The organism is Streptomyces sp. NPDC048659 (assembly GCF_040650575.1).
Classification (GTDB): Bacteria; Actinomycetota; Actinomycetes; order Streptomycetales; family Streptomycetaceae; genus Streptomyces.
This window is the reverse complement of sequence record NZ_JBEZHM010000037.1, coordinates 74,861-87,098: the sequence shown is the minus strand read 5'-3', so window position 1 is coordinate 87,098 and position 12,238 is coordinate 74,861. Positions and strand designations below refer to the sequence as shown.

8 protein-coding genes are annotated in these 12,238 nt (G+C 76.4%); 1 reads left to right on the top strand and 7 read right to left on the bottom strand.

Features of this window, described 5'->3' with window-relative positions; translation table 11 throughout:
- Positions 1 to 119: 119 nt before the first annotated feature.
- From fxsT to AB0C99_RS25740, 7 genes are all read right to left on the bottom strand, one after another.
- Entirely contained in the window at positions 120 to 3,119 is a 3,000-nt protein-coding gene (gene fxsT / locus AB0C99_RS25770) for an FxSxx-COOH system tetratricopeptide repeat protein (protein ID WP_362479401.1), read from the bottom strand.
- 58 nt (positions 3,120 to 3,177) lie between these two features.
- Positions 3,178 to 4,455, bottom strand: coding sequence for an HEXXH motif-containing putative peptide modification protein (locus AB0C99_RS25765; protein WP_362479399.1), 1,278 nt, complete (start codon positions 4,453 to 4,455; stop codon positions 3,178 to 3,180).
- Between the two features lie 87 nt (positions 4,456 to 4,542).
- On the bottom strand, positions 4,543 to 4,743 hold the full coding sequence (locus AB0C99_RS25760) for a hypothetical protein (RefSeq protein WP_362479396.1): 201 nt from the start codon (positions 4,741 to 4,743) through the stop codon (positions 4,543 to 4,545).
- Positions 4,744 to 4,889: 146 nt separating this feature from the next.
- Positions 4,890 to 8,039, bottom strand: a complete 3,150-nt coding sequence (locus AB0C99_RS25755; protein WP_362479393.1) for an SAV_2336 N-terminal domain-related protein — start codon at positions 8,037 to 8,039, stop codon at positions 4,890 to 4,892.
- 7 nt (positions 8,040 to 8,046) lie between these two features.
- Positions 8,047 to 9,060, bottom strand: a complete 1,014-nt coding sequence (locus tag AB0C99_RS25750; RefSeq protein WP_362479390.1) for a MoxR family ATPase — start codon at positions 9,058 to 9,060, stop codon at positions 8,047 to 8,049.
- 221 nt (positions 9,061 to 9,281) lie between these two features.
- On the bottom strand, positions 9,282 to 11,390 hold the full coding sequence (locus AB0C99_RS25745) for a trypsin-like peptidase domain-containing protein (protein WP_362479387.1): 2,109 nt from the start codon (positions 11,388 to 11,390) through the stop codon (positions 9,282 to 9,284).
- Entirely contained in the window at positions 11,387 to 11,890 is a 504-nt protein-coding gene (locus tag AB0C99_RS25740; RefSeq protein WP_362479384.1) for a CU044_2847 family protein, read from the bottom strand. The genes AB0C99_RS25745 and AB0C99_RS25740 overlap by 4 nt, the downstream gene beginning before the upstream one ends.
- A 106-nt stretch (positions 11,891 to 11,996) precedes the next feature.
- Here AB0C99_RS25740 and AB0C99_RS25735 point away from each other — a divergent pair, with 106 nt between their 5' ends.
- On the top strand, positions 11,997 to 12,182 hold the full coding sequence (locus AB0C99_RS25735; RefSeq protein ID WP_046907272.1) for a DUF6104 family protein: 186 nt from the start codon (positions 11,997 to 11,999) through the stop codon (positions 12,180 to 12,182).
- The last annotated feature ends 56 nt before the right edge of the window (positions 12,183 to 12,238 follow it).

The following is a 12,238-nucleotide window of genomic DNA, read 5'->3' as shown; positions in this document are numbered from 1 at the left end:
GGTCCACAGCACGCGGTCGCCGGTGCGGTACATGCGGCTGCCGTCGCCCTCGAAGGCCCACTCGGGGTGCCGGGCCTCCGGCGTGGGTACGCGGACGGGACGGCGGGAGCCGTACGGGCTCAGAGGAAGGCTTCGAAGTCCCAGTACGGGCGGATCCGCTGACGGGCCGACAGGGTGTGCGGGTGCTGGGCGCCGAGGGTGCGGGTGAGGGTGAGGAGGGCGTCCTCCTCCAGCTTCCCCGCCTCCTCGGTCTCGCGCAGGCCGCGCAGGTCGGTGGCGAGCGCGATCTGGCAGGACAGGGTGAGCGGATGCTCGCCGCCGAGGACCCGCCGGGACCTGCGCAGGGTGTCGCGGCTGAGTTCGGCGGCGTCGGCGACCCGGCCGTTGAAGTTGCGGGCGGCGCCGGCGTTGAGGGCGCAGCCGAGCACCCAGGGGTGGTCCGGGCCGAGGGAGGCGGTCAGTCCGGCGAGCGACGCCTCCAGCATGGCGAGGGCGTCGGCGCGCTCGCCGGCCGCCTGCATGACCAGTCCGGTGCTGGACAGCATGCCGGTGGCGAAGGGGTGGGCCGGGCCGAGGAGCGAGCGGTAGCCCGCCTCCGCCTCGTTGGTGAGGTCCCTGGCCTGGGCGAGGTCGCCGTGTTCGCGCAGGAAGCTGGCGTAGTCGTTGATGAACGCGAGCGTGACGTAGTGGCCCCGGCCGTGGACCTGTTCGAGCTGGTCGAGGACGGTGGCCATCATGGCGCTGATGTCCCGCTGGAAGCCGCCCTCCCGGCGCCGGCACAGGGTGAGCTGGGCGCGGGCCTTGAGGGTCTGCGGGTGCAGCGGTCCGAGGACCTGGACGTGCATCTTCAGGTTGGAGTCCTGGCGGGCCAGGGCGTCCCGGTAGCGGCCGAGCAGGCGCAGGTCCTGGGCGAGGGCGATGCCGGAGTTGAGGGTGTTGGCGTGGCGGGGGCGCAGGATGGTCTCGCGGGTGGCGAGGGTCTCGACGTCGAGGTCGTACGCCTCCTGGTAGCGCCCGAGGAGCCGCAGCCCGAGGCCGAGGTTGAAGCGGGCCACGAGGGTGACGAACTCGGTCTCGCCGAGCAGCCTCCGGGACTCGTCGAGGACGTCCCGCTGGAGGGTCTCCGCCTCGGCGTACTGGCCGAGGTGGCGCAGGTCGCTGGCGATGGCGCCGCCGCAGAGCATGACGCCGAGGTCGTTGACGGGGACGTCCTGGGTGAGCCGTTCCCGCAGGGCGTGGTCGAGCTGGTGCGCCTCGCGGAAGCGGCCGCTGGAGCGCAGGACGTTGCCCTCCTGGGTGGTCAGGTCGAGCATGGGCTGGGCGAGCGGCGGCATGAAGCCGCTCCAGGAGGCCCGGATCTTCTCGGCGAGCCGGGCGCCGGCCGTGTACTCGCCGCTGCGGTAGCAGTAGCGCAGGCAGTTGAGGACGGCGGTCTGGACGCGCGGGTTGTGGCTTTCGAGGGCGCCGGAGGGCTCCAGGTGGGGCAGCAGCTCGGCGTAGCGGGGCCAGTGGCGGCTGTCCATCGGGTTGCCGGGGTCGGCCTCGGCGAGCAGGGTGCGGATGGCCTTGCGGTGGGCGGCCCGGTGCGGGCCGTCGGTGAGCCGGGACACGATGTCGTGGACGAGCCGGTGCATGTGCACGGACTCCTGGTGCGGGCCGAGTTCGTTGGCGGGGCCGCGCGCGTCGCGGGTGAGGACGGAGAAGTTGACCAGGGTGTCGAGGGACCGGCTCCAGGCGGGCAGGTCCGTGGTCATCCAGCGCAGGTCCTCGGGGAGTTCGGCCTGCGGGTAGGCGCGGACGATGCCGAGGGGGATGCGGCCGGGGGCGAAGGAGGCGCAGAGGCTGAGGATCTCGACGGCCTGCGGCTGGGAGCGTCGGAGCCGGTTGATCAGTATCGACCAGGACGTGAGGGACGCGTGCGGGAAGCCGTCGACGGCGGCGGGCTCGTCGACGGTGGAGAGGCGGCCCTCGCGGACCATCCGCAGGTACTCGGGGACCTCCATGCGGGACTCGCCGAGCCAGGCGGCGGCCTGGACGAGCGGCAGGGGGACGTCGCCGAACTCGGCGGCGACCTCGTCGGCCTCGGGCGCGGTGACGTGCGGGGCGCGGCGCATCAGGTAGCCGGTGGACTCGGCCCGGTCGAAGCTCGGCACCTGGACGATGTCGGTGTAGTCGCCCCAGCCCCGGTTGCGCGAGGTGACGAGGACGTGCCCGGGGCCGTGCGGCAGCAGGATCTCGGCGTCCTTGGTGTCGTCCCAGCCGTCGAAGACGACGAGCCACTTGCCGTGCGGGTCGCCGCGGCGCAGGGCCTCGCGGACCGCGCGGATGCGTTCGCCGGGCTCGGATCCGGCGGGGAGGCCGAGGACGGCGGAGAGCTCGCCGAAGCGGTCGCGCTGCACGTTGCGGTCGTCGGAGCTGACCCACCAGACGACGTCGTAGTCGGGGCTGAAGCGGTGGGCGTACTCGGCGGCGATCTGCGTCTTGCCGATCCCGGACATGCCGAGGAGCGTGCAGGCGGCGTTGCCGCGCTCGGCGTCCATGAGCCGCTGCTGGAGTTCGGCGAGGAGGTCGTCGCGGCCGGTGAAGCGCGGGTTGCGGCGGGGGACGTCGCCCCAGATCTCGGGGGGCGTGTCGGGGAAGCGGACGAGGGAGCCGTGCTGGACGCGGCGGGAGGCGGAGCGGCGCGGTTCGATGCCGAGCCTGCTGAGCAGCCGGGCCTCGGCCTCCTCCTCGCCGATGCCCCAGAGGCTGACGGGTTCGAGGACGGCGGTGGCGGGCAGCAGCGGCCGGTTGGTGAGGTTGACGGCGGCGAAGCGCTCGGAGTGGGCGGCGACGAAGCCGCGCAGGACGTCGTTCCACTCGCCGGCGGGGCGCGGGCCGAGTTCGAAGAACCAGTCGTTGAGGACGAGGAGGACCTGGCCCCGGGCGAGCAGGAGGTCGCCGAGGGAGTCCTCCAGGGGGACCTCGCGGGGCGGGTCCCACCGCTGCAGGGTGTTCCGGATGCCCTGGAGGTCGAGTCGCTGTGCGATCCAGGCGGCCCAGGGTCGGTGATAGCCCGGAAAGACCACCAGGACATGCTCCGGCGCCGGCGCGGCGCCCGTCCGCCCTTGTTCCGTCATCGCGTCTCCCTATCCGCTCACGTACCACGTTCTGTCGTCATGATGCGACACAGTGTTGTCAAATGGCTCTTCGGACTCGGCCGAGGCTCGCATGGTGGTGTCGCATGTGCTTCACGAACTCGCGCCCCGCGATGGTCAGTTCATCGGATTCCAGCAGAATCTCCAAGGCACCGCCCACCTGAACGTGGAAGCGCTCGAACCGTTGTCCCGCGCGCGCTCGCCACGACGGCGGAGCGTTTTCGGACTCCCGCGCGCGCCACCACAGGTCGGTGAGGGCGAGATGGGCGTAGGCGCCTTGCAGGACCCCGGCGAGGGGCCGCGGATCCGAGCGCCAGCCCACCCGGTGCACGGCGGCCCGGCCGGGACGGTGCAGCGGTACGAGCTCGTGCAGGGCGGCCAGTTTGCCGTGGTGGATCTCGTGGACGAGGGTCTCGGCCATGCTCCGCGCGCTCGTGGGCTGCGAGGCGAGGACGGCGCCGGGGGCGGCCCGCAGGGTGGCGCTCATCGACACCGCGGGCGGGCCGCCGGTGCTGAGCGGGACGACGACCCGGACGGTCCGGCGCACCTCGGCCGCGCGGACCGGGTCGACCCGGGCGAGCAGGTGCTGGGCGCCGCGCCAGTGGCGCGCCCAGGTCCGGGCGTCCGTGCCGGTGCGGTCGGTGGCGGTGCGCGGCGGGGCGCCGACCCCGCCGGGCGGCACCCGGTAGGGGTCGAGGTCGTCGAGCAGCGCGACGGCGCCGGGCAGCAGGCGCAGGCCGCTCCAGGCGGGGCCGAGCCCGGCGAGCCGGCCGGTGCCGGGGTGGGCGAGGAGGAGCGCGCCGTGCGCGGTCCCGGCGCCGTCGGGGGCGATCCAGGCCACCCGGGCGCGGGACCGGATCCGGACGCGTTCGGCGCCGACGTGGAAGCGGCCGACCCCGGCGAGGGAGAGGGCGCCCTGGGGCGCGGGGACGCTGAGGTCGAGGGCGCGGCCGGCCCGCAGGGCGGCGGTGGCGGCGATGGACTCGAAGCGGCCCAGGCGGCGGCCCAGCTCGGCCCCCGGGGCGGCCCCGAGGGCGGCGGCCAGCCAGGCGCCGGTGGTCGGGTAGTCGAGCACCTCGCGGACGACCGCCGGGTGGGCCCGCTCGGCCTGTTCGAGCAGCCGCCAGGCGCCGTCGAAGCCGCGCACCGTGCCGGGGTCCAGCTGGTCCCGCTCGCGCTGGACGCGGACGAGCAGGGCCTTCAGCAGCAGCTGCCGGCGGCCTCGCAGTCCGGCGTGGAGCGCGGCCATGCCGGCGACGGCGGGCCCCGTCCTGGCCAGTTCGCCGAACTCGGCCGAGGCGAGGGGGGCGGTCGTCACCGCAGGCCCTCTCCGGCGGCGGGCCGCCGCGAACCGGCCGGAAAGCGCCGGTCGGCACGGGGTGCCCGCCGGTCGGCACGGGGTGCTTCAGGGGTTGCCCTCGCTGACCCAGGACTCCCCGAGCTCCAGGGTCCGGCCGAGCAGCCGCTCGACCTCGGCAGCGACCTCGGGGTGGTCGAGGACCCGCAGGGTGCGCAGGTCGACGGAGGCGAGATCGGGCGGGGGTGCGGGCGTCGATCCGGCCTCCCGACCGGCACCGGTCGTCGGCCACTGCGTGTGCTCCAACACCCTCTGCTCCTCCTCACCGACCCTTGTCCCCCACGGTCGTAGCGGCGCAGCGGTTCTTCCCGACGCCAAGAACTCAGAAACCCGTTCGACTCAACTGCGCCCATTCACGCCCCCGTTATCAAGCCGTTCCGTTTCCACCGCTTCGCTCAGGCCGTCGGCTGCCACTCCGTCCCGGTCCACGCCCACCACGGGGGCCCGATCCGCCGCCGCTCCTCCCGGCCGAGCCGGTCGGGGCGCGGGCGCGTCTGCGCCTCGACCTGGGCCAGCAGGGTCCTGGTGCGCTCGACGTCCGCCCAGTCCAGGGGCAGTTGGGCCGCGTCCAGCCGGTTCCACTGGCCGACGGCCGAGCGCAGCACCCCGGCGGCCCGACCCACGCGCCCCATCAGGTAGAGCACCGCGCCCTGGGCGTGCAGCGCGCGGGCGGCGGTGACGGTGCCGGGGACCTCGCCGCGGGCGGTGCGGGCGTCCTCGGCGGCCCGCTGGTAGGCGGTGAGCGCGTCGGCGAGCTGCCCGTCCCGGGAGGTCTCGCTCAGCTGGAGCCGGACCCAGCCCAGTTGCAGCCAGACCTCGGCGCGCGGCCCGGGTTCGCGGGCGGCCCGGACGGCCTGTTCGAGCAGGTGGCGGCTCTCGTACAGGTCGGGCAGGAAGCCGGCCCGGTCGAAGCGCAGGGCGAGCACGCTGCCGATGAGGATCCGGGCCCGGGAGCGGGCGGCGGCGTCGGCGGGCAGGCAGGTGAGGGCCTCGCGCAGCACGGACTCGGCGCGGTCGACGGGCGCGGTGCCGGTGGCGGCGGCGGCCCGGCGCAGCAGCGACTCGCCCCAGGTCATCAGGAGCCGGCCGCGCTGCTCGCCCTCGGCGGGGGTGAGCAGGGTGGCCTCCTCGTACGCCTGGTCGGCGGCCGGGCCGTCGCCGGTGGTCTCGTACAGCCGGGCCCGCGCGGTGGTCCAGCGCAGCCGGAGCGCGGCCGATTCGCCGAGCAGCGGTTCGGCGCGGTCGAGGGCGCCCGCGACCCGCGCGGGGGCGGCGCCCGCGAGGTGCAGGGCGTCGGCGAGGTCGAGCAGGACGGGGGCGCTCTCGCCGAGGGCCAGCGCGGCGGTGAAGGCGGTCGCGGCGGGCTCGCCCGCGCCGCGCGCGAGGAGCAGCCGGCCGCGGCGGACCAGGAGGGCCGGGCGGCTGCCCTCGGGCCAGCCGGTGACGTCCGCGGCCTCGGCGCCCGGGCCGGTGGCGAGCGCGGCGAGGGCGGTGTCCAGGTGGCCCGCCGCGCCGGTGTGCCGCCACAGGGCGTGGTGGGCGAGGGCCTGTTCGAGGCGGGCCTCGGCCCAGACCTCGCCGCCCGGCGGGGCCAGTTCCCCGGCCCGTACGAGCTCGGCGGCGGCCCGCAGGAGGAGGTCCTGGCGCTGTCCCGTGTCCCGTACGGCGCGGGTCCCGGCCTGCGCGTACAGCGCCCGGCCGAGGACGAGGTGGGTGCCGGCGGTGTCCTCGGCGGGCCCGTCCCCCTCGTCGCCGCCGAGGGCCGCCTCGGCCAGCTCGCGGGCGGCGGCGAGCAGCGCCGGGTCGGACTGGGCGTGCCACTGGTCGAGGAGCCGGCGCGCGCGGGCGAGCGGGTCGGGGGTGACGAGGTCGGGCTGGTAGAAGCGCAGCACCCGCGCGGGGATGCGGGCGAAGAGCTCGGTCTCGGCGTCGGCGGGCTCGGCCGGCTCCTCCCCCGGGGCGAGGGCGGCGGCCGGCTCGTCCTCGGTGCCGTGTCCGGCGAGCCGGGCGGCGGCGAGCGCCGGGAAGTTGCGGGTGCCCTGGCCGAAATTGCGCTCGACGAACTCGGAGACGTGCTTGAGGACGAGCGCGGCGGCGCCCCGGTCGAGCGAGCCGAGCAGATGCTCCTGGACGCCGGGCGGATAGCTGAAGCAGGGGTACGGGGCGGGGCCGGGCAGCCGCCGCAGCAGCCCGCTGAGCAGGACTTCGGCGAGCTCCATGGGGCCGGTGTCGGGGAGCATCGCGCGCTGCACGAGCTGCATCACGGGCAGGGCGAGCGGGGCGGCGGCCAGGTGGACCGCGAGGCGTACGGCGCCCGGGGAGGCTCCGGCGCGGAAGGCGCGCAGCAGCTCCTCGTCGCCGCGCCGGGCGCTCCGGGGCACGCCGGGGACCGCCGGGTGCGCCGGTTCGGGGCCGATGCGGGCGGCCCAGCCGCGGACCGGGCCGCCGCCGTGGCCGGTGAGCAGCCGGGCCCAGGAGGCGAAGGCTTCGGGGGTGGGGGTGAGCACGGGCACGGCCCGCAGGTCGGGGGCGACGGGCTCCCAGGGGGCCTCGTCGGGCTCGAAGCGCGGCTGCCCGCCGGGCGCGCCGGGGCGCAGCAGGGTGCCCGGCTCGACGGGCAGGGCGGTGCGGGACCAGAGCCGCGGGGGCAGCGGCTGGACGAGGGCGAGCGGGGACTGGCGGGGCCACTGGTGGATGAGCCGCTGGGCGGCCCCGCGCTGCCAGAGCGGGCCGACGCAGTCGCTGACGATGAGGGTGAGGCGGCGCCCGGTGGGGTCGTGGAGCTGGTCGCCGGGGCGCAGCCGGGGGTGTCCGTCGGAGCCGGAGGTGGTGGTGACGAGGGGCGGGCCCTCGCCCGTGTCGTACAGCCGGTGGACCTGGACGTCCCGGAAGGCGCCGGACTGCTGGCACGCCTGGCGCAGCTCCTCGACCATCCGGGTCCAGACGACCATGGCCGGGCCCGCGTCCATGAGCAGCTGGATGTCGGGGCGGCGGCCGGCGGCGGGGCGGAGCACGGGGGTCAGGATGCCGGAGGCGGCGCTCTGCTCGGCGGTGGCGTCCTCGTCGAGGCGGCCTTCGCCGGGCCGGGCCGGGAAGCGGGCGGCGTAGTGGCGCAGCGGGCGGAGCGCCTTCTGGAGGCCGAGGAGTCCGGGCAGGGCGTTGGCGCCGGGGGCGCGCACGGGGAGGGCGGCGCCGGAGCGCACGAGGGCGCCGCCGGGGCCCGCGCCTTCGTGGCGCATCCTCAGGTCGACGGTCTCGGCGGGGCGGCCCGGTGGGTCCGCCGGGTCCGGTGGGTCCGCTGTGCCTTCCGTGACCGTTGTGGTGTCGTCGCCGATGGCCTGATCCGTACGGTCCCCGGGCCGCCCGTCCGGTCCCCGGTCGCGCTCGCCGCCTCCTGGACGCCCCGGGCGCTCTTCCGGCGCGCCGCGCGGCAGCCACTGGGCGAGCCAGACCGCGTCCGCGACCTCCTCGGCGGTCGGGTCCTGGCCGCCGGCCCGCAGTCTGCGGGTGAGCTCTTCCAGGTGCATCCGGCTGGTCCGGTGCATCCGGCCATCACCTCGGCTGATCGAGCGGCTGCATGAGCATGTCCGCGATGCGTTCCCGGGTCACCCGCTCGGCGCGCGGGGCGTGCTGGGTCAGGTAGAGGGCGTTGAGGAGCTGGTCGGTGGCGATGACCTCGCCGGGCTCGCGGTCCAGGAAGCGGTCGACGAGGCCGGGTTCGGCCGCGGCGGCGTCGGGGCCGAGGTGGGCCTCGATCATGGCGCCGAGCTGCTCCTCGCCGGGGGGTTCGAGCTCCAGCCGGATGCAGCGGCGGAGCAGGGCGGCGGGGAAGTCCCGCTCCCCGTTGGAGGTGAGGACGATGAACGGGAAGGTCGAGCAGCGGACCCGCCCGCCGTACACGGGCACCTTGCGCCCGTCGTCGGTGAGCACCTGCACGACGGGTTCGCGGTCGGCGAGCCGCTCCAGCTCGGGGATGCCGAACTCGCCCTCCTCCAGGGCGTTGAGGAGGTCGTTGGGCAGGTCGATGTCGCTCTTGTCCAGCTCGTCGATGAGCAGCACGCGCGGCAGCTCGGAGGGGAGCAGCGCGGTGCCGAGCGGGCCGAGCCGGAGGTACGAGCCGATGCCGGCGGGGCTGGCCGCGGCGAGTTCGTCGCCCGCCTGCGCGCGGGCGCGCTCCAGCTGCACGTCCTGGAGGCGGCCGATGGCGTCGTAGCGGTAGAGCCCGTCCTGGAGGGTGGTGCGGCTGACGACGGGCCAGCGCAGCACCCGGCCGAGGCCCAGTTCGTGGGCGACGGCGTGGGCGAGGGTGGACTTGCCGGTGCCGGGGTTGCCGGTGACCAGGAGCGGGCGGCGCAGGTAGAGGGCGGCGTTGACGGCGTCGGTCTCGGCGGGCCGGGGGTGGTGGTTCTGGACCAGCCTGCGGCGCACCCCGAGGCGCCGGTCGGAGCCGGCCAGGGTGTCGTCGGCGCCGCCGGAGGAGAAGTCGCGCCAGGGCGGCGGGGCGGGCAGCCGCCGTATCTCGTCGTGCGGAAGGCCGGCCCCGCGGTAGATCCGCCAATCGTTCACGCCTGACTCCTCTGGCAGTGGTGATGTCGCCGGCCCCTCGACGGTACCGCTCGCCCGGCCGGTCCGCCGACGTTCAAACCGGTCCGCTCACGGGCGAGTTGGGACTTACCCCGGAGGCGGCCGGGGGATTCCCCGCGCGGGGCGCGGGACGGTGGCGCGCGCCGGGCGCGCGCTCTCGCGCGCGGGGCGGGGGCGGCGGCCGGCCGGGCGCGCGGGGGCGCTCACCGGTCGGCCTCGCCCAGCAGCGGCGGCCCTTCGAGGGGATCGTCGAAGGGCGGCCGGTCCGGCGGGTCGTACAGCACGGCCAGGTCCTCGGCCCAGGCGTGCTCGGACCGCTCGCTCGGGTCGGCCTCCGCGTCGGCGGCCCGCATCCGCAGGGTGCGGACCGGCTGGTGCAGGCCCTCGGCGGAGCCGGCGCCGGCGAGGAGCTTGCCGACCTTGTGGTGGAACTCGGCGCAGTCGGCGTGGTCGCGCCCGCCGTGCCGCCACAGGGCGATCGGGTGCCCGGCGGCGATCGCCACGTCCATCGCGCGGTGCCCGTCGCCGCCGCCGACCGGGCCGCAGTACACCGGCACGCTGCCGTCGCCGACGCCGCCGAGCCGCTCGTACGCGCCCATCCGGCTCTCCCGGCGGACCTGCGGGGCGTGCGGTTCGGCGGCGCCCGCGGCGAGCACCTCGGCGCGCAGCGGCACGGCCCGCAGGGGGCCGCCCTCGCTGCCGCGCCAGCGCCGCCGCCACTCGGGCGAGGGCGGGTGGCGGCTGCGGTTGCGGTCCCGCAGGACGACGATCCGGCGCTGCCCGAGCGGCAGGGAGCGCTCGCCGAAGTGCTCCTCCTCGGGCGTGAGCCGCCAGGTGTCGAGCGGCAGGTCGAACAGCTCGCGCGGCAGCACGACCTCGACGGCGGCGAGGTGGTCGCCGCTGTCGCCGCGGCTCAGGGCGTCCATGAGGGGGCCCCGCAGGCTCTCCTGGAGGCGCTCGCGGGTCACCCCGGTGTCGTCGGCGCTGAGCGGGCTGACGGTGTGCCCGTCGAAGAGCAGCATCAGGCGCCAGGTGTAGCTCCGGAGGACGGCCCAGGGAACCGGGTCCACCTCGACGCGCACGTCGGCGCGGGCCCCGGCCTCCCGCGCGGGGCGCGGAGCGGTCGTCTCGGGCTCCGCGCCGGGCTCGGCCGCGCGGGGCGCCGCCTCGGGGTCGAGGAGGGCGTCGATCTCCTCCTGGACGGCGCCGTGGGCGGCCCCGGACTCGTCGGCGATCCAGTCCGCGAGCCGCTCCAGAGCGCCCTCGCCGCCCGGCCCGGAGCCGTAGCGCCCGGTGAGGTGGCGGACGACGAGCGCGGCGTAGAGGAGGACCGCGTCGAGGCCGAGGTCGGTGGTGGCGGGCCGCTCCTCGTAGCGGGGCGAGTGGAGCTCGTGCAGCAGGCCCACGCCGTCGCGCCAGGTGCGGGCGTCGGTCTCCAGGACGGCCTGGTAGTCCGGGTGCAGGACGCGGCGCTTGACCGCGTCGACGAGGGCCATGACCTCGCCGGGGCCGGTGGGCGGCGGGAGTTCGGCGAAGAGCCCGTAGAGCCGGGTGCGGCGGACCGGGCTGACGCCCCGCGCGGCGGACGGCCACAGGTCGGTCTGCGCGGCCGTCCAGGTGCGCCCTCGGCCGGGCGCGCGGAGCCGGGCGAGGTGGTGGCGGTCGTGCGCGCGCAGCACCTCGTGCAGGATCTCGCCGCCCGGGACGTTGTGGAACTCGCGCAGCGAGGTGATCGGGACGGCGGCGCCCTCGTCCTGGCCGCGGCCCTTGTTGACGCCGATGACGGCGCCGTGCCGCAGGTCGACGACGGGGCCGCCGGAGAGACCCTCCACGGGCAGGCTCCGGCGCAGCAGCAGGGCGCCGCCGTCAAAGGCGTGCACCTCGGCCTCGGCGTGCCGGACCCGGAGCTCGCCGGTCCGCGTGGACCAGCCGTGGATGCTGACCGGGGTCGGGGTGGTGGGCGGGCGGTCGCTGAGCCAGACGCAGGCGGCGCCCTGGGCGTCGGGGACGTGGACGAGGGCGAGGTCGGGGAAGTCCCAGCGGGCCGGGGGCGCCTCGGGCACGGCGGGCCGCGGCTTGGCCAGCACGACGCTGCCGGTGGTCGTGCCGCCCTCCCAGGTGATGCCGACGGCAGGCTCGCCCCTCCACACCGCGCTCCCCCCTTTCGCCACGACGTGGGCGCAGGTCAGCACCCAGCCGGGGGCGATGAAGAAGCCCGTGCCCCAGTACGGCTCGCCCTGCGGGTCATACCCGCCGCCGGGAGCCGCGATGCGCACGAGCGCGGGGCGCACGAGAGCGTCGAAGGAGCTCATACGGATCCGTCGGCCGCCGGGGGCCGCGCGGGGCCGGGATCGGGGCGGGGATCGGGGGCGGGTACGGGGGCGGGTACGGGGCCGCCGGACGCGGGCGCCGGTACGGGGGCGGGGGCCTGCTCCGGGGAGGCGGCGGGCGGGGGCACCTCGGGGGCGGCGGGCCCCGGCTCGGTCCAGGTGAGCGAGACGTTCACGGACGCCGTGCCGCCGCCGTCGGCCAGCACGCCGATCACCTTGCCCGCCTGCGCGGAGAGCTCGATGCCGAAGCTGACGGACACCTCGACGGGCGTGCGCGCCTGGATGCCCGCGCGCAGCGAGCCGACCACCCCGCGCACCACGTCGGTGAGGCCGCCGGCCATGGACACGACCCGGTCCCCGATGGCGCTCCCGAAGCCGGTGTCCTGGAAGCCGGTCTCCGGCGCCAGCTGCTCCGCGCCTCTCACGCGGGCCCAGACGGGCGTCCCGTCGTCCAGCCGAACACGAGCGATTCCATCCGTCACAGCGGCCCCCGCTCCCCGAAACGATGATGAAGAAGGCTAGTGCGTGGTGCGGGGGAGGAACAGGGGACGCCGTGGAGCCGTCCTGTCAGGGGCCTATTCTGATCGCATGTACTTCACCGACCGTGGCATCGAGGAACTGGAGAAGCGGCGCGGCGAGGAGGAGGTCACCTTCGAGTGGCTCGCCGAGCAGCTGCGGACCTTCGTCGACCTGAACCCCGACTTCGAGGTGCCCGTCGAGCGCCTCGCGACCTGGCTGGCGCGCCTCGACGACGAAGACGACGACGAAGACTGACGAAGACTGACGAGGACTGACCGGCACCGCACACGCGGAGGGGGCGGGTCCCGGCC